The organism is Clostridium yunnanense (assembly GCF_016595795.1).
Classification (GTDB): domain Bacteria; phylum Bacillota; class Clostridia; order Clostridiales; family Clostridiaceae; genus Clostridium_AR; species Clostridium_AR yunnanense.
On the sequence record NZ_JAENHN010000066.1, the window covers coordinates 259,039 to 278,278 of the forward strand.

At 30.2% G+C, this 19,240-nt stretch carries 16 protein-coding genes; 11 read left to right on the forward strand and 5 right to left on the reverse strand.

The window, feature by feature from the left end:
- Window positions 1-20: 20 nt before the first annotated feature.
- The gene (locus tag JHL18_RS24850) at window positions 21-5,486 is read right to left on the reverse strand and encodes an AAA family ATPase (protein ID WP_200274334.1); all 5,466 of its coding nucleotides are present in this window, start codon (window positions 5,484-5,486) and stop codon (window positions 21-23) included.
- Window positions 5,487-6,223: 737 nt separating this feature from the next.
- Here JHL18_RS24850 and secA2 point away from each other — a divergent pair.
- The 3 genes from secA2 to JHL18_RS24865 all read left to right on the forward strand — a co-directional run bounded on the left by secA2 (window position 6,224) and on the right by JHL18_RS24865 (window position 9,878).
- Window positions 6,224-8,599 carry an accessory Sec system translocase SecA2 gene (gene secA2, locus JHL18_RS24855; RefSeq protein WP_200274336.1) on the forward strand — a complete coding sequence of 792 codons (2,376 nt, stop codon included), beginning with the start codon at window positions 6,224-6,226 and terminating at the stop codon, window positions 8,597-8,599.
- Window positions 8,600-8,808: 209 nt separating this feature from the next.
- Entirely contained in the window at window positions 8,809-9,084 is a 276-nt protein-coding gene (locus tag JHL18_RS24860; protein ID WP_200274338.1) for a hypothetical protein, read from the forward strand.
- Window positions 9,085-9,143: 59 nt separating this feature from the next.
- Window positions 9,144-9,878, forward strand: coding sequence for an aminoglycoside phosphotransferase family protein (locus tag JHL18_RS24865; protein ID WP_200274340.1), 735 nt, complete (start codon window positions 9,144-9,146; stop codon window positions 9,876-9,878).
- 134 nt (window positions 9,879-10,012) lie between these two features.
- On the opposite strand, the gene JHL18_RS24870 is transcribed toward JHL18_RS24865, so the two are convergent.
- Genes JHL18_RS24870 through JHL18_RS24875 form a run of 3 tightly spaced genes read right to left on the reverse strand, consistent with a single transcriptional unit; the run spans window position 10,013 to window position 11,219 of the window.
- Entirely contained in the window at window positions 10,013-10,477 is a 465-nt protein-coding gene (locus JHL18_RS24870) for a CBO0543 family protein (protein WP_200274342.1), read from the reverse strand.
- A gap of 2 nt (window positions 10,478-10,479) precedes the next feature.
- The gene (locus tag JHL18_RS26650) at window positions 10,480-10,965 is read right to left on the reverse strand and encodes a CBO0543 family protein (RefSeq protein WP_420839239.1); all 486 of its coding nucleotides are present in this window, start codon (window positions 10,963-10,965) and stop codon (window positions 10,480-10,482) included.
- A 35-nt stretch (window positions 10,966-11,000) separates the two neighbouring features.
- Window positions 11,001-11,219 carry a GNAT family N-acetyltransferase gene (locus JHL18_RS24875; protein ID WP_200274344.1) on the reverse strand — a complete coding sequence of 73 codons (219 nt, stop codon included), beginning with the start codon at window positions 11,217-11,219 and terminating at the stop codon, window positions 11,001-11,003.
- Between the two features lie 226 nt (window positions 11,220-11,445).
- On the opposite strand from JHL18_RS24875, the gene JHL18_RS24880 reads away from it, so the two are divergent.
- The 6 genes from JHL18_RS24880 to JHL18_RS24905 all read left to right on the forward strand — a co-directional run bounded on the left by JHL18_RS24880 (window position 11,446) and on the right by JHL18_RS24905 (window position 16,134).
- Window positions 11,446-11,793 (forward strand): inorganic pyrophosphatase, encoded by a 348-nt coding sequence (locus JHL18_RS24880; RefSeq protein WP_200274346.1) that lies wholly within the window; start codon window positions 11,446-11,448, stop codon window positions 11,791-11,793.
- A 65-nt stretch (window positions 11,794-11,858) separates the two neighbouring features.
- Window positions 11,859-12,059, forward strand: coding sequence for a nitroreductase family protein (locus tag JHL18_RS24885; RefSeq protein ID WP_200274390.1), 201 nt, complete (start codon window positions 11,859-11,861; stop codon window positions 12,057-12,059).
- A 222-nt stretch (window positions 12,060-12,281) separates the two neighbouring features.
- Window positions 12,282-13,760, forward strand: coding sequence for a stage IV sporulation protein A (spoIVA, locus tag JHL18_RS24890; protein WP_200274348.1), 1,479 nt, complete (start codon window positions 12,282-12,284; stop codon window positions 13,758-13,760).
- Window positions 13,761-14,133: 373 nt separating this feature from the next.
- A complete protein-coding gene (locus JHL18_RS24895; protein ID WP_200274350.1) occupies window positions 14,134-14,526 on the forward strand; it encodes a bacteriohemerythrin in 393 nt (130 codons plus the stop codon).
- Between the two features lie 210 nt (window positions 14,527-14,736).
- Window positions 14,737-15,303: a hypothetical protein gene (locus JHL18_RS24900; protein WP_200274352.1), complete on the forward strand. Its 567-nt coding sequence runs from the start codon at window positions 14,737-14,739 to the stop codon at window positions 15,301-15,303.
- 21 nt (window positions 15,304-15,324) lie between these two features.
- Window positions 15,325-16,134, forward strand: a complete 810-nt coding sequence (locus tag JHL18_RS24905; RefSeq protein WP_200274354.1) for a hypothetical protein — start codon at window positions 15,325-15,327, stop codon at window positions 16,132-16,134.
- Window positions 16,135-16,259: 125 nt separating this feature from the next.
- Here the strand turns inward: JHL18_RS24905 and JHL18_RS24910 are convergent, their stop codons facing one another.
- The gene (locus JHL18_RS24910; protein ID WP_200274356.1) at window positions 16,260-16,469 is read right to left on the reverse strand and encodes a hypothetical protein; all 210 of its coding nucleotides are present in this window, start codon (window positions 16,467-16,469) and stop codon (window positions 16,260-16,262) included.
- 356 nt (window positions 16,470-16,825) lie between these two features.
- On the opposite strand from JHL18_RS24910, the gene JHL18_RS24915 reads away from it, so the two are divergent.
- Together JHL18_RS24915 and JHL18_RS24920 are read left to right on the forward strand one after the other, a co-directional pair.
- A complete protein-coding gene (locus JHL18_RS24915; protein ID WP_200274358.1) occupies window positions 16,826-17,413 on the forward strand; it encodes a DUF1349 domain-containing protein in 588 nt (195 codons plus the stop codon).
- 229 nt (window positions 17,414-17,642) lie between these two features.
- The gene (locus JHL18_RS24920; protein ID WP_200274360.1) at window positions 17,643-18,764 is read left to right on the forward strand and encodes an NAD(P)/FAD-dependent oxidoreductase; all 1,122 of its coding nucleotides are present in this window, start codon (window positions 17,643-17,645) and stop codon (window positions 18,762-18,764) included.
- Window positions 18,765-19,240: the final 476 nt, after the last annotated feature.

The window sequence follows — 19,240 nt, forward strand, 5'->3', positions numbered from 1 at the left end:
TCTTAATTTAAGAGTATAACTTACAATCCATAAACATCAGAAAATTCTACGTCCAATCTATCGATTAAGCTGTTGGAATAATTATCGTAATTGTATGAGTAGATATTTTGATTTTGTTCCTCAGAGTTATTTATAGATAAATTAACGGGGAGTTTAATAGTGAATTTAGTGGATTTTCCTAGCTCACTTTCTACAGAAATCTCTCCTTGATGTAGTTCTACTAGTAATTTGACAATGGTTAAACCAATGCCACTACCTTCGCTATTTCTGCTAAAAGACTTGTCTACCTGTCTAAAACGTTCAAAGATCATTTCTTGCTTATTCTTTGGTATACCAATCCCGGTATCTACAACTTCAATGACTATAGTATCCTTTCTATCGTAGATACTTACAGTGATTTTATCACCTTCATCAGTAAATTTAATAGCATTAGAAAGTAGATTTAATATAATCCTTTCAATACTAAAAGGATCACAGATTATTACCTTACTCTTTATATCTGAATTAAATTCTAATATACGGTTTTTATTTTCTACATAATCAGAAACAGAGTAAGTTATAATACGTATAATATCAACAATATTATACTTTTGTAAGTTTAGATCAAAGGAATTTGAGCTTATCTTAGTTATATCAACTATATTGTTTACCAGTTTTAAAAGTCTATAATTATTCTGCTTGATGATATTAGCATATTTGTCTAACTTTTCATTGATAACTGTGCTTACATTAGTATTTCTATATAGATTTAGCATTTGTAAAGCACAAAACGAAAGATTAAGAGGCGTTTTCAATTCATGAGATAAGTTAGCAAAAAGCTCTAATTTTAGTTGATTGTATTCAAATTGCTCCCTAAGCATTGTATATTCAGTGACGTCTACTACGCAGCTTAAGGTTCCTTCGATTAAGCCATTTTCATCTCTTAAAAGTGTATTACGGCTATAAGCTATTCTTTCTTCCCCATAGTTAGTTATTATAACTCCACTTGAGTATTCAACTAGTTCTCCATTTATAGTCTTTTCAAAATCTGTTTTGATTTTATCTCTATCTTTTTCATGAATGAAGGTTTCATGCCATACCTTCCCTATTATTTCTTCTTCGCTACAACCTAAGATTTCACAGCCTTTTCTATTAATTAATAGGATTCGCCCCTTTTTATCTAGAACGAAGAATAAAACTTCAGCAATATCAAGGTATTTCTTTAAGTTATCACGTTCCTTTTTTAGCTGAGCAGTTCTTTCTTTAACTTTATTATCTAATATCTCATTAGAATATTCTAAATCATTATATAATCGCGCATTTTCCAATGATATTATTATCTGAGAGGACAGTAGTTCTAGTGTTTTTAATCTTCTGCTAGTAAAAGCGCCAGTTATAAGGTTGTTTTCAAGATAAATCAATCCTTTTAAGTCCTTCTGATTGATTAAAGGAAAGCACAAAACTGATTTTGGCTTTTGTTCCATGATGTATTTATCTCTGCAGAAACTTTTAGATGCAATAGAATTTTCTAAAATAATACTCTCGCTTGTTCTGCTAACATAATTAATGATGCTTAATGGAAGGTTTTCGTATTCTGAGAGTGTCATATCCTGAAAAATGGTTATTTTTTCTTCTGAGCTTTCTTTGATACCTTTAATTATAAAGCTATCAGATTTTTTCATAATAAATACAGCTTTTTCTGCACCTATATTTTCCACTATGCTTTTGATTAATTTTTTTATAAGCTCATCTAAGACAATTTCTTGAGAAATAGCTTGACTTGCTTTCATAATTGTATTGAAATCTATAAGTTCCGACATAGTAACCGTTGCATGATCTTCATATTTTTCTTTTTGAAAATCACTATTAAAAATGTTAGGATATTTAGTACTTAAGTTTTTAACCTTAGCTTTCGCTCCCCAGAGTTTATAACATGAATATGCTTCTTTCAGATGTAGTTTTGCGTATCTATAATTATTTATGAAAAGCCAAAACTGTCCAGCTAGCTCATTTGCTAAGGCTTCATCGCTGAGATATTCATGTTCTTTTGCCATTGAAATAGCCTTATCATAATGCTCTATAGCTTCATATGGCTTATCTTTTATTCTTAAAATCTCAGCTTCAACTAGGTGGAATTTATGCAAGAAATTCATTGGTGCATGGTTAGACCAGTATCTAAGACTTTCTTGATTTTCTTTGACCTTAGTTAAAAATTCTATTTTTTCATTATCAGAAGCACACGGATACAACGCAAGTCTCGAGAGCGAATCAAAATAATATAAAACAGCAATATCAAACATTCCAGCTACACCAGATAAGTTTTCTTCTGCTTTTTTTGCGTACTTAAGTGCAAGAGAATATTCTCCAAAAAGATAATATAGCATAGTTTTACTTAAAAAAATAAAAAATAGTGCAACCATATCCCTAGTATTATTTACAATATAAAGCATTTCGCTTTCATTGCAGAAATTTCCAGATAGGTGAGTAGGGTCTTTTGATCTTCCTTGCAGATTCAAAACAAGTTGGCCGAAAATCTTTTCGTAGTTTAGAGATGAGCATATCTTTATTTTTTCTATTACGCTGATGTTATTACAGATCTCTTCCTCAAGAATATCAAGAGACCGACCTAGATAAAAGGAATTTTTAGCATGTCCAGCTAAACAGCAAGCAGCATTTTCGAAATTACCATTTTCAACGCCTACATTAAAGCCCTCAATAAACTGATTAAGTGTCAAACTAAGATGCTCTTTCCAATGTTTAATACTGTAACTATTCATATCTAATACTATTGCTTTATATTGATTAAGATTTAATCTATCTACTAATTGGATGCTTACATTACCAATCCTACAACCTAATTCTATATTATTGTGTTTTGTGCAAAGCGATAATCCATAAAAAGTATAAGCTCCAGGAGAAAGCGGAGAATTACCATAAATTATTGAAAGTTCTACCATTTTGCAACTCAAGATAGGTGTCAGCATTGGAGCAGTTTTGTAGGTTGCAGGAGTTGTATTTAGCATAATCTCCATTGCTGAAAGCTTTATTGAATCACTCATAGTTGGTAAATTAAGTAGGTCTTCTGGCTCCATTTCTGACATAAGATTTTTTATGGTGCTAAAGGCTTTTTCTACGTCAGTGTGATCAGGATTATTAGGTATGTCTATTCCAATTAAGTCAAGAACGTATAAGCCGATTTCTAATGCCTCCTGATATTTTAGCTGAGCTTGATAAGCTTTTATTTTTATATTATAAATTCTCACTTTATCTGAAAGTAGCTTGGAATTATTCAGAACTATTTCTGCGTACTTGTTCATTTCTATATAATTACTATTAAGATAACACATCTCAGTTATTTCGAGATGAAGCTGCAGAGTAAGTTCATAGTTTTCTTCCCAAGCGTCACTGTATAACATTTCAATTGCAGTTTTAAAATGTACGAATGCCGACGTATAGGCAGATGCTTCTTTTGCTATAATACCTGCATCAAAATTTAGAAATATCAGGTTTAAATATTCTTGAGGATCATCGATAATATGCTTTCCAGCATTTAGATGCCTTAATGGCTCAAATATATAGTCACTCTCCAAATCTTTAGAGTACTTCTCAAGCAATAAGCGACCTATGTGTAGATGGGTTTTGTACTTTATTTTATCATTTAATAAGCAATAAATATCTTGCTGAATACGCTCATGTAGAAATTCGAATCTAGTATTATCTCCGGATTGATCAGAGCTTACTTCTTTAATGATAGTTATTAAGCCTTCTTCAATAGCTGATTGCAGATCATATAAAGTTGAGTCTAAGGTTTTATTTGTAACTAAGGAGAGGGTTTGTAGATCAAATTGATTGCCAATGCAGGCCGCAGTAATTAATAAATCTCTAGTTGAGGCTGATAAGGTACCAAACTTTAATAATAGCATTTCTAATATATTTTCCGTAATATCTAATCGCTTTATTTTTGCAAGATCAAAGCACCACTGCATTAAGTCATAATCAAACCATATATAACCTTTTTGATATAAAACTTGCAAAAACTGGTTTGTTAAAAACGGGTTGCCCTGAGCTTTTGAATATGCCAAGCTTGAAAGTTCTTTAACTTTGGAGAAATCCTCCTTAACGCTTATGGTATCGCTAATTAGTAGCTCAACTTCACTCTTTTTTAAAGGTTTCAATTCTATAGTATTAATTGATCCATTATCAAATATAAGTTCATCGTTCATTAGCTTAATTGGGCTTGATAAGCTATCCTCAGCATCACCTACACAAGCTATTATTAATAAATATTTAATAGAAGTATTGGTCATTAACATTTCTATAAAACCTAAACTAGCAGGATCAGCCCATTGTAAATCATCAATAAGTATTATAAGAGGGTGTTCTTTTTGGGCAATTGCCATAATGAAGTTTAGAAAAGTAAGTTTAAATCTATTTTGGGCTTCCGCTGCTGCTAGTTTGGAGATATCAGGTTGCTGGCCGATTATTAATTTCAAAGAAGGTAGAATATTAGTAAGTATTTGCCCGTTGTTGCCAACAGCATTTAATATCCTTTCACGCCATAACGATAATTCTTTTGAAGATTTCGTGAGAAGTTGATTTATAAAATCTTCAAAAGCATGAATTAGAGCTAGGTAGGGTAAGTTTCTTTGTGATTGTTCAAACTTGCCAGACACAAAACTATAAGAATTTTTTATGTCTGTATTATGGAGCTGATTCACAAATGTAGATTTTCCTACCCCTGAACTTCCTTTAATAAATAGTAGTTCCTTAGAGCCATCTTTTACTTTCTCAAGTGAATTTAATAGTTGCTTAATCTCCTGATCCTTACCATATAATTTGGAAGACACTAGAAAGCGATTACAAAGATCTTTGCTCCCTATTTTAAAATAGTCTATTTTCCCTTTAGTTCTATAACTTTCTCCACATATTTTCAAATCCCATGCTAGACCTGTCAAACTTTGATATCTTTCATCTGGCATTTTGGACATTAATTTCATAACAATATCAGATAAAACCTGAGGAATGTTACTATTAATTTTAATTGGAGGTATAGCTTCTTTTGCCATATGTGAATATATAAGTTCAAATTTATCAGCATTATCAAATGGCAAAATACCTGTTAACATTTCATAAAAAATGACGCCCAAAGAATAGAAATTTGCTCTGAAATCAACTGCCGTATCTAATCTTTCTGTATTTTCTGGAGCCATATATTCTAATGAGTATTGTAACTGCTCAATGTTTTTTTGATTTTGGTTCTTAGATTGTTTATATATTGAATTGTTAAATTGAATAATATTTATATTTTTACAGTGATCAACAAAAATATTATAAGGCGTAATACTCAGATGAATCACTTTACTTTTATGAATTTCATCTAAATAATTAACCAGTTGAGTAGAAATATGAAAGAAATCTTCTAAAGTGATTACATTATTTTTGATTATATTTTTAAGTGTGGTTTTTGTTAAGTTACCATCAATTTCGTATTCCTTAATCCTTATCACAAGTTATCTCTCCCTGCTATTTTTTATATTAGTGTTATAGGATTCCTTTGCGGAAAATTATTTTATAGTTGTTCAAAAATCGCGGCTTCTGAGGATTTTCGGGCATTTATGAATTAATAGTTGAGTTAGGAGCTCTATAGATAGTTTTATTATAAAAACTTAAGTTATGCATGTTCAAAAATTGTGGAGCTGAGGATTCTCGTGGTTTTAAGTGATAAAACTTGAAAATATAAATTTAAATATTAATTTGCTCATTATTTCAGATATCAGATAATTCAAATTTGCGCAGTAAAATAATTTATAAATTTACATATATATGCAATATATTAGCATTAATGACTATATACTTCAACAGTTTCCATAACTTGTGGAAAATTTATGAAAAGCTAAAATATATAACTTTAAAGATAAACCTAGTAATTTAAACAGAGTTAAATAGATTATTGGGGGACTTATTGGATTTTTTATTGCAGCCACATATTGTAACATTTACACAATATGGTAGTATAAGATTATTATAAATATTTTTGACTATGTTTAAGAACATTTTCAAAATTAAGTGGTTATGAGCTCATTAAAACATCAGATGGCTAAACTATTAATTTTGACACAGTACTTTATATATTTCTGATTAAAAAGAGTTGTATTGCGCTTACTTAAGTAAGCGTTATGAAATTTAATATTATATATCTTAGAAGATTGATTCTATAATTATAGGATCAAAGGAGGGAGTAGAAATGCTAAAAAAGACTATTATGAATAACTATAAACTTATAGTAGAAGCAATTAAAGAGGTTGATTATAAAGCTTTAAGTGATGAAGAATTATTAAGTGAGTCAAATAGATTAAAGCACCTGGCATCTAATGGAGAGATAGAGAGTGAACTTCTTGTAAATGGGTTTGCTTTAGTGAAAGAGGCTGTAAAAAGAACTTTAGGATTTGATGTTTATGATGTGCAGTTATTAGCTGCTGTAGCCCTAAATGATAGAAAATTGATTGAGATGCAGACAGGTGAAGGGAAAACTCTTACAGCAGTATTCCCGGCATATATAAATGGCATTTTCGAAAAAGGTGTACATATACTTACCTTCAATGATTATTTAGCCAAGAGAGATGCTCTTTGGATGAAACCTATATACGAAGCTTTAGGTGTAACTGTTGGATTTGTTCAAGAAAATATGAGTATTAATGAAAAGAAGCAAGCCTATGCTTGTGATATAACTTATGTTACAGCAAAGGAGGCTGGGTTTGATTATCTTAGGGATTCAATTTGTTACAGAAAAGAAGATTTAATACATAGGCCTTTTCACTTTGCAATTATAGATGAAGCTGACTCAATATTGATAGATGAAGCAAGAGTGCCACTTGTTATAGCTTCCAGTTCAGATGAAAAAGAGTTAAACTTGAGAAAAGTTAGAGAAGCTGTAGCAACATTAAAACCATCATATGATTACACTACTGACGAATATTCAATAAATGTATATCTAACAGATAGTGGTATAGATCATATTGAGGAGTCACTGGGCTGTGGAAACCTTTATGCAGAAGAAAACTTCGATTTATTAAGACAAGTAAATAGCGCTCTTTATGCTGATGTGCTTTTAGAAAAGGATATAGATTACATTGTAAGAGATGGCAAGATTGAAATGGTAGATGAATTTACAGGGCGTGTTGCTAAGAACAGACATTGGCCTGACGGGCTTCAAGGTGCATTAGAGACTAAAGAAAATTTAGATGTTCAGACAAAGGGGAGAATTATAACACAAATAACTCTTCAGCATTTTATTGGGTTATATGAAGGTGTAGCTGGTATGACAGGAACTGCTGTTGATGCAGAATATGAGCTTTATGATGTTTATGGTAAGGAGATTGCAGTAATACCAGCTAATCGCAAATCCATCAGAAAAGATCTACCCAATTATGTATTTACGCATAAGGAAGCAAAATACAAAGCTTTGGTTGAGGAAATAGAAAAGGTACATTTGACAGGACAGCCTATTCTTATAGGAACTAGCAGTGTTAAAGAGTCTTCGGATTTGGCATCTCAATTACTAAGTAGAGGAGTTAATTGCCAAGTGTTAAATGCCAAGAATGATGAGTTAGAGGCGAAGATTATTGAAAGAGCAGGGGTATTGGGAGCAGTTACGGTTTCTACCAACATGGCTGGACGGGGAATCGATATATTACTTGGTGGCCCTGAAGGAGTAGAAAGGGAAAAAATAAAAGAGTTAGGGGGGCTATACGTTATTGGAACCAACCTTCATGAGAGTCTACGAATTGATAAACAATTGAAGGGAAGGTCTGGAAGGCAAGGTGATCCAGGAATAACAAGGTTCTTTGTAAGTTTAGAGGATGATCTTATTGTAAAGTATGGAATAAACAATATCATCCCTGAAGGAAGAATGCCAAAACAAACAAATGAGCCGTTATTAAATCCTATATTTAACTATAAAATAAACCAAGTGCAGAGGATTGTTCAAGGAAAGAACTCAGATTTAAGGCGAGAATTATATAGATTTGCTTTTATATTAAATGATCAAAGACAATGCATGTACAATAACCGTATAGAAATTATTAAAGGTGAATGTAATGATGAAATTTTGTATAAAGATTTTCTAAGCTTATATGAAAATCTAAAACTAAAATATACCGATGATGAGATTGAACAATTTAAAAGAAACTTGAGATTATTTCATATTGACAAAGGCTGGGCAGAATATCTTGATAAAATTGCTAACATTAAAGAAGGAATCCATCTTAATATCTTAGGGGGCAAAAATCCATTAACAGTATTTAATATAACTTTAGTAGAAGAATTTGAGTCTTTACAGCAGGAAATAGAAGAGACAATAAAATCTGACTATATAAAGCTTCAAAATTCAGAAATTACCTTTGAAGAAATTAATGAGAGGAATAAACCACCACTTTCTACTTGGACATATTTTGTGAATGATAACTCCCTTGATGGTATATTGGGTATAGGAATGTTAGCAATAGTTGCAGTGGTGGAAGTAGGAAAACTATTAGGTAACAAAAGTTTAAAGAAGTATTTTTCTGCATTGATGTTTGATATGGAGTCAGTGTACTATAAGTTTTTCCGTAAAGATATATAAAAGAAGGTCTCAAATTTCACATATTGATAACTTTTTGTTAGAAAAAAGCCTATGAGAGAACTCCAATAGTTTTAATGTATAAAATTGAAACTATTGGAGTTTTAATTTTTGAGATTTATATTATTAGGCAATGTTTTTTTATGGTATAATTACCATTAATTGAAGTGTAATGCAGTTTGTAGGATAGCAAAGTTAGGGAGTTGATTAATATGGATGAAGATCATAAAAATGAAGATATAACAGCCGACGCAGATTATTTTACTGGAAGCACCTTTTTTAAGAGAAAAGAAATTAAATATATACTTAAAGTCTTTGGGTTATCGTTGATTCTGTATATACTAGCAGGAAACTTCGTTATAACTGAAGGAAGCAGTGAAAGTAATATAAGCAATATAAGTAGTATTACATATTTTTTAGCTTTAATAGCTTCGGTATTAGTTGTTAATGGATATGACAAAGCAAAAGAAAATAGTAGTGAAAAATAGATATATAAATGAAATTTAAGTTGTAAGAGATTAATACTTTTATTATTAGGAGGTTAGAAATGGAGCTTAAAAAAATAATTGGTATAGGAAATACAGCTACCGTATATGAGTTGGGAGATGATAAGGTTCTTAAACTTTTTCATAAAGGATATTGTAAAGATGCTATAGAGAGGGAATTTCATAATGCAAAGGCTATAGAAAACATGAATTTTGCAAAACCTAAGGCTTATGAAATCATGGATTTTGAAGAACAGTCGGGTATTATATATGATAAAGCAGAGGGAGAATCCCTTCTACATTGGGTCATAAAGACAGGAGATGTGCAGAAGTGTGCAATGATTATGGCAAAATTGCATAAGAAAATGGGACAAAATAATATTAGTGATGTACCTGATTATAAAGAGGCTTTAAGAGAAAATATACTTAATTCAGCTTCATTAGACTCGGTAAATCAACAAAAGACTTTGAAAAACTTAGACAGACTTCCAAAAGGAAATGCATTTTGCCATGGAGACTTCCATCCAGACAATATACTAATATCGGGAGACAGTGCTATAGTTATAGACTTTATGAATGTATGTCATGGAGATTTTTTGTATGACGTAGCAAGAACAGTATTTTTAGTGGAATACACACCTGTTCCAAATGATGCTGATAATAGAGAACAGCTTTTAGCATTCAAAAAAGCTTTAGCAGATTTATATTTAAGTGAGATGGAAGTTACAAGAGAAATGATACAGGATTATTTAGATGTGATTATTAAAGCAAGAAAAGGTGAATGTCCAGGTGAATGAAGATTTCATTGCAGACGCACTAATATTATAAAGATAAATGAATACTTACTTGTTATGATTTTTATAATAAATGGACTTATGACTATAATAAAAATTAGATAATTAAAAAACAAAGAAGTTACGAAGAATGATGATTATATTTTCTTATCAAAGAACCATTTGGTGGTTACTCTGGAAATCCAAAATATTATGCATATGCTAATAAAGGTCCAATACAACTTCCAACCAGTATATTCCAAAATTGCAGTATATTTCTCTGCGAAGTATTCTATAATTGTAAAAATAAGAGTTATCCCAAAGTAATATACGTATTTAATAGTTTTTGATGAAGCTTCAGGGAAAAATATATTAAAATGAATGCACATAATTGGTAACACTAGATACTCAAATAAAAAGCTTGTGCGATTAACACTATGCAATTCTCTGTAAGGATATTCAATAAATCCCAACTGTACAGCACTAAGTCCTAATATCCAAGTTAGTAACTGTACAAATAAGAAAATGAATTGAGCTTGAAAAAACTTGTTTTTAGGGACAAATAATAGAGAAAAAATTGAAACACCTGGAACTGCAAATAATAACATAGTTTCAATTTTCATTTTTAAGCTCCTTTCCTAGTATTTTTGATGAACCAATCACTATATTTAGTGGATATAAAATACGTTGCTAAAAGAAGTGGTAGAGAAAAGTACCAATTCCAGGATTTGTATTTGACTAGATTGGTATATTTATTATTAAGAAACTCAATAGTTATTGGTATCGTTAAAATGAGTAAAGTATATAGAAATCTCCAAGCTAATTTAGACTTTTTTGGATAGTGGATATAATAAATACAAAATATAGACGGATTTATAATAAATCCATTTAAAAATGAACTATCTATAGCCTTAGGGAAAAGCCGCACAGGATATTCAAGCATATGTAAATAAGTCAATAAAAGTCCTGCTGGCCATGTGAATGTCTGATATACCAAAATTGCTAAAAAAGCACTTTTAATATTTCTCTTACGTATAAATATTAAAAGTGATAAAATTGAAAGCCCTATAAGTAGGCAAATAACTATATAGTCCTTTCTCATTATAATCATCTCCTCTTAATATATATTGGTATTTAAATACAGAATTATACATAGTACTGAAAGTTTACATAAGGAACCTTCTTTTTGTTCAGAAAATCTATTGCTGTTTCCAGTAGCATCTTGCCATATCCGTTTCCTCTAAAAGATTTCTTTAAACCTAGATCAAAAACAGCTTTTCCATCTTCTATTTCGAACAATAAAAATCCTATTTCTTGTCCATTTAGTGCAGCTATAAAGTAGCAATTGTTATCATCAAGTTCCATAAGCAATGGCCTTTATTTGACTAGTATAATATAAACGAAATGATGAAATGTTTATAAAGGTTATTACATATAGTAAAAATAGCTTTTAAAACTTTTAGAAAGATATATCTACTGTATGAAATTAGTTTTTTTGAGTAAGTTTATGTATCTAAAAGAATTGATTTTAATATAAGGGATAAATTTCTTATAATAAAGTAAATGAAAAATATATAGGTTGGTGATTTATATGAAAGAATACGATATTTTAGGAGAAAAAGTTAAAGTCACAGTTGATAGACCTCTTGGTACATATCATCCAAGACATAAAACTATTTTTTATACAGTAAACTATGGGTATGTAGAAGGGATTATTGCTGGTGATGGAGCGGAGCAGGATGCGTATATCTTAGGAATTGATGTACCTGTAGAAAGTTTTACTGGAAAGGTGATAGCAGTAGTACATAGGTTGGATGATGTGGAAGATAAGTGGGTTGTTGTGCCAGAAGATTTTATTTTAAAAGAGGAAGATATAAGGAAGGCAGTGAATTTCCAAGAACAATTTTTTACTACAGAGTATTATTGCTTATACAAATAGGAGAAGTATAAATATTTAATATTATATGGGCTTTGCTTTTTTTAGAGCAAAGTAGAACTTATTAGATACAATATTGCAGTGCAGCTACTGAAAATATTCTTTTAGCTGCAGCAGGAATAGGTCTTGGGACTGTGTGGATTGGTTTTTATACCTCGCTAGGTAAGATCAAAGCCATTCGTAAAATTTTAAATATACCAGAACAGATTATACTTCTAGGTTCTGTTTATGTTGGTTACAGTGGAAAGATAAAAGAACCAAGAATTTAATATAATGAAAAAGTTATAAAAAACAAAAATATTTTTAATTATTTATCTATAATAAGATGTATTTATACAATCCTGTGAATATATTTGAAATATGAGATGTGTGAGGTTTTCTCATTTTCAAAAATACTAATATATATTCTAAAATCAGAAAAAAATCATGTATATTTTTCGAATTATTTCAATATATATGTAGTGTTAATAATATATATAGGAGGGTATATCTTGGACAGCTTTAATATATATAAGGATATAGCTGAAAGAACCCAAGGTGACATTTACGTTGGTGTTGTTGGGCCTGTAAGAACTGGTAAGTCTACATTTATTAAAAGATTCATGGATCTTATGGTAATACCAAAGATAGAAAATTCATATAAAAAAGAAAGGGCAAAGGATGAGCTGCCACAATCAGGATCAGGCAAAAGTATTCATACTACTGAACCTAAATTCATACCTAATGAAGCTATAGAAATCTCTTTAGATGAAGGCTTAAAATTCAAGGTAAGAATGGTTGATTGTGTTGGTTATATTGTAAAAGGAGCTTTAGGCTATATGGAGGGCGAGCAAGCAAAGATGGTTACCACTCCATGGTTTGATTATGAGATTCCTTTTGAAGATGCCGCGGAAATCGGTACAAGAAAGGTAATAACTGATCATTCAACTATCGGCTTAGTTATAACAACAGATGGCAGCATAACAGGAATACCTAGAGAAGATTACGTTGATGCTGAGGAAAGAGTAATTCAAGAATTAAAAACAATAGATAAACCTTTCATAATTGTACTTAATACAACTAAAGTAAATGCAGCTGAAACAAAAGAACTTAAGCTTCAACTTGAAGCAAAGTACAGTGTTCCAGTGCAGATTATGGATGTATTATCCATGAAGGAAGAAGACATAACCAATTTATTCAAAAAAGTACTTAAGGAATTCCCAGTGAAGGAAGTAAACATAGATATGCCAGAATGGATAGAAAAATTAGATCCATCTCACTGGTTAAAAGAGAATTTCTTAAACATAGTTAAGGATATGTGTAAAAACATATTTAAAGTTAGAGACATAAAGACTTGCTTGGATGGATATAGAGAAGAAGATTTCATGGGACTTACTGATATTGATGAGATGAACCTAGGCGATGGTACAGCAAGAATAAAGCTAAATCCAAAGCAAGGCATTTTCTATAAAATACTTAGTGAATTATGTGGCAATGAAATTGCATCCGAAAGTGAACTTATGACTTTAATGAAAGACCTTAATGAAGCAAAGGTTGAATATGATAAGGTTTCAGACGCTTTAAAGGAAGTTAAAGAAACGGGTTATGGACTTGTAGCACCTCAGCTAACAGAAATGAAGTTTGAAGATCCAGAGTTTGTAAAGCAAGGTGGAAAGTATGTGGTTAAGCTAAAAGCCAGCGCTCCAAGCTTGCATTTTATAAAGGCGGATATCGAAACAGAGATATCACCAATAATGGGTACTGAAAAGGAAACAGAAGAGTTATTTAAATCTCTTCTAGAACAGTTCGAAAGTGATCCAACAAAACTATGGCAGAGCAATATGTTCGGTAAGTCACTTGAAGTTCTTGTAAAAGAAGGACTACAGAATAAGTTATACAAGATGCCAGAAGATGTTCAAGTTAAGATCCAAAAGACTCTTCAGAAGATAATAAATGAAGGTAATGGTGGACTTATCTGCATAATTCTATAGCACATTAGTTGAAAAATATAACCAATTACATTAGTTGCTGATGTAATTGGTTATTTTTGTTTTCCAAGTACTTCTTTAATAAAGTTATTTTATAATCTTGTAACTTAGAAATATGATGATTTTTTGATATAATCAATTAATATTAAGAACAATCCAGCGGCTACACACAATCCTACAATAAAATTAGTCAGTATAAGTCCAGAGGTATAAAAAGGAGTGATTAAATACTCAGAATATTAACAAACATATGATGGTTGGTCTTAATTTAATTTTATAAAATATTTATTGTAAATGTGCTTTTAGTTACAGCAATTTTTAGTGGGAAGTGTTATACTAAATAATAATAATAATTGTTAAAAGAGGAGCGGGTATAATGTTTAATTGGAAACCTGAGTTTGAATTAGGTATGGAAAAGATAGACAATGAACATAAAAAATTATTTGAAATAGCTAATAAAGGCTATGAGCTTTTAAAAAATGATTTTTATGTGGACAAGTATGATAGAATAATGGAAATAATCGTAGAGTTAAGAGACTATGCTCAGTTTCACTTTACAGCTGAGGAAGAATATCTTGCAAGCATAGGTTATAAGAAATTATTCTCCCATAAGATCGAACATGATTCCTTTATGCAAAAAGTAAACAATGTTAATTTAAATGATGTGGATTCTAATCAAGATAAATATGTTCAAGATTTATTAGACTTTATAGTTTTATGGATTAAAGAACACATAATGGAAAAAGACAGAGAATACGTAAATCCATAAGATACACATTTTCTTAGATGTCTTTAAGAAGAGAAATAAAATGATTTTCTCTTTTTGTAGAAACAGCCATTTGAAATACGTGTAATTATTATTTACACCAGTATAACTTCTATTGTAATCATTGAAATCAATAACCAATTCATCTATAATAATATAGAAGAATTGGTTATTTTTGTTATAAGGAATAGTATTGAGTGGGGAGTTTTTATATTGAGGAATATTGGTAAAGCTAAAGTACTTATAATACCTATTATACTCTGTATATTAGGTGTTGTTGAATTCTATAAAATACAAAAAGAAAATGTGGAAGCTAATGATTATAGCAAATATTATTTGACATATAAGGAAAATTTAAAGGAGGAAAAGTATTCTGAGGCTAAGGAGTCTCTGAGTGCTGCAAATGCGGTGCGTAGTATAGAATTATATGATAAAAAGCTTGAAGAATGTGATAAATTACAAAAGTCTTTAGACTTATACAACCAAGGAACCTATTACTTCAATGCTGAACAGTATATTGAAGCGTACACTGCTTTTAATCAAGTTTATAATAATGACACTGAAAGATATGCTTTAGCACAAGAGAAGCTTAAGCAATGTAAGAAGCTTGCTTATGAAAAGACCATAAAAGATAGTAAATATGAAGAAAATGAAAAAAGTTACGCAATTGCTGCAATTATAACACATGATTATTTGTATTTCATAGGTAACGACAACACTATAAGAGAATTAAACGAAAAGTATAAAAGCTTACGAGATGGTACAGCTGAAAAGAAATAATCCTATTTAGGAGGGAATTTATTGAAGATCAAAAAAGAATATGTTTTTTTTATTCTTGTAATATTAGTATTAATAATATCAGCAAATATTCTGTATATTAAAAATGACAATAGATCTCAAGCGAAGCCTAAAGGAAAAGAAAAAGAAATCACAAGATTTTTACAAGCTTACGGTAACTTTTTTGCGCCAGAGGGTGAAAAGTATTTCTTGAATCTTTATTATTTTTATTCTAATAAAGATGAATTACAATCCCAAATTGAAAGAATTGAGTTTATTGATGCTAAAGATATAGAAATTACATCTTTTAAAATAATAGATGTTACAAATATTGAAAATTATAATATAAGGACCATCCCAATTGAAGTTATATTTCACAAAAAAGGTAGGTATCAACTTAATAAGATCAACATAACTGATCAAGCTGGAGCTAGTCATCTATTTGATATAGGAAAATTGAATATAACAGTTGAAAATAAAAGCTCTGACCAAGATATAAGACTAGGAGATAAATATCCTGCTATAAGAAATAATTTTAATAGTTATGAATTTTCTTTAGATAATGTAACTAATAGTGATATAACAATAACAGATATAGATTTTAGAGATACCAATTTGAAATATAATTTTGATAAAAAGTTTATTAAAGCTAACTCTAACTTAAGGGATGAATTTAAGTTCGATTTTAAAGAAAAGCAATATTCATATTATATTTTAAGACCTAAAATAGAGTATCAAATAGATGGAAAAACGAAATACTTTTATCCTACTTTAACTTATTATGATATTAATTCTATAAAGAAAGAGGTTTTAGAAAAAGATAAATTGAGGTAGCTAGTGATTGATATGGGGGTGAATTACGAAAGCTTAAGTTATGAGTGTGTATTTTCGATGAAGATCTTTATAATAACGATAGTAAAAGGTGAGCAGAAATAGAAAATCTGCTCACCTTTCTTAAATTAAACTTTTTTATATCTTACATGGTCCACGTCTTCATTCACAACAACTATGTTTCTATAAACTCCTTCTTCAACTTCTCTATTAAAAATGGCTCCATCTTGTGCATGCTCATTTTTTGGTAAGGTGGCGGACACAACATCCCTAAATTCAAAATGTTCACCTTCAGCTATTCCATTAAGTTTTTCCATGTCTATATGACTTTTTTCCATAACCATAACCTCCAGAATAATTCTAACTATTTCTTTATATATTTTCCTTGTTGAATTTATATATGTATTTATTGTGATTTCCTCTAAAGTAATAGAATAGAAAAGAGAAACTGTGAGTTTATGGTATAATAAGTTAAATGAAAGTGAAGATGAAAAACAATAAAGTTTACTAGTGAGTACATGTATTTAAATTCTATAAGGTGTAGTAGCATGTGATTGATGATGTTAATTGTATGAATATCCTAATAGTTAAATTTAGAAACCTATAAGGAAATTAGATATGATTAAGTATAATAAGTTATTTTTGAAAATTAAACTAATATTAAAATATTTGACTAAAAGAGTGGAGGGTAATTATGAAATTTGATGTTAAAGAATTATTCTGGATAAGAGAATTACAAGAAAAATCAGTGGAGCAAGATAAAATAGTTATGCTAACAGAACCAGGTACAGATTTATGGCAGAGGACTTATTATGGTTTTAGAAATGACAATGCACCTGCTCTAGTTATGGAAACTAATGAGAAGTTTTTTTCTTTTAGTGTTAAGACAGAATTTGAAAGTAAACACCGATTTGATCAGTGTGGAATAGTGCTTTATCAAGATAGTGATAACTGGCTTAAAGCATCAGTTGAATATGAAAATGATGATTATCAAAGACTTGGTAGTGTGGTCACTAATCACGGCTATTCAGATTGGGCTACTACGGATATTGAAGCTGATATTAAAACTATGTATTACCGATTAAGTCGCCGAGAAAGCGATTTTTGTATTGAATGCTCTTATGATGGAGTGAATTATAAACAAATGAGAATATGTCACCTTTTTGAGGGCTCAAAGAATATAAGGTTTGGGATTTATGCCTGCAGTCCAGAGAAGTCATCCTTTAAAGCTACCTTTACTGAAATGGAGCTTACTGAGTGCAAGTGGTTAGAACATAAATAAGATTTAAAGTATCTACAAAGTTAAAACAATACAGCTTTGTAGATACTTTTTTATATCTATTTCTAAACTCTTGAATAAAACTCAAATACATATATAAATCTCGCATCTATAGGAACTTTATTTAATAGATATAATATCAAATTTTGAAGGTTAAAAACAATTAGTTGCTTTGTTAATGTATAGGGATTTTTATAAGGTAAACACTATAGTAATATAGGAGGTGTTATAGATGAAGGTTGCTATCATGGGAGCAGGAATGTCGGGACTTTCTTGTGCTATAACTTTAGAAAGGAATGGAATCACACCAGTGATTTTTGAAAATCGCAGTATGGTAGGAGATAGGTTCGTCAACGCTGAGGCAATGTTTTGTGTCCTCAACAGACCTTTTAAAGATGAAATTAAATATTTATCAGAAAATTGCCATATAGATTTAAAGCCTGTAGATGTTGTTGAAAAGCTCACTATTCATTCTAAAAATGAGACAGGAAATATTGAGGGGAAAATAGGATATACCAACATAAGAGGCAGACATAAGAATTCATATGAGTCTCAGTTAGCTAGACAAGTAAAATCTGAAATTAACTATAACTCAACTTATGATTATGCATATCTATGTAAAAACTTCGATTACGTAGTACTGGCTACAGGGGATGGTCAATATTCATCAGCTATTGGAAATTATAAGTGTGATTTGACTGTAACTATAAAAGGTGCCACTATTGAGGGCAACTTCATTACAAAGCATCCTCATGTGTGGTTTGATTACGATGTACTGCCTAAAGGATATGCATGGATCATACCATTCTCAGAAAAAGAAGCAAATTTAGTAATTGCTTATCCCGATTACCCTGATAATCTAAAGTTGGATGTAGACGTAATGTGGCAAAAAGCCTATGATTTAGCATGCAAGAACTTAAAACAAAGTTTTAGAATCACAGACAAATTCGAAATCACAAGATATATGATGGGAATATGTAATAAAGCTAAAATAGACAATACCTATTTTGCAGGAAATTGTTTTGGAACTATATCACCTGGTCTTGGTTTCGGGCAGTTTGCTTCAATCTTAACCGGTGTATATGCTGCTTATGATATTTGCAATATAGGAGTTTATGAGGAACTCACTAAACCTTTATTTGAAAATTATAATCATTCCTTGGTCTTTAGAAGGTTCTTAGAGAGCTTAACCAATGAGCAGATGGATATACATATTAAAAATTTAGATAGTAAAATTCTTGATTCTTTAATAGATAAGATATGTAGCACTGATGGCGGTATAGATCTATTAAAGATATCAACGCCTTTAATGAGATTATGGAACAATTATAAAGAACATAGCCATAACAAATAAATAATTTATATCACATATAAGTTTCAAGATTATAGATAGTATTTATTCGAACAAATAATTCTACATCTAGGTATAGAAGCATAAAAGCGCTACAAATATTACGTCATAGTTTCTTTAGTAACAATATTTAGGCGAAAACACTTCCAAGTGTATCAACTAGTGGAATATTTAGAAATAAAGAGATATATCAAAAAAATGTATAAGTAAATTGTTCTCAGGGCATATTACATAATATTGAGTATTAATTAATATGATATTATAGGTTATGTCGCTGCAACACAGTTCGACAAAACAACACAAAGTTTTAAAACAAAATTTAAATTAAATTTAAAAAAGTTTTTAAAAATGTGTTGACAAAGAAATCTTACGGTGGTAAGATATAAAAGCTGTCAGAAAAACAGCAAAACAACTTGGTCTTTGAAAATTAAACAGAGAAGATAAACAAAGTCTAAATATAGACTTAAACTAAACCAGCA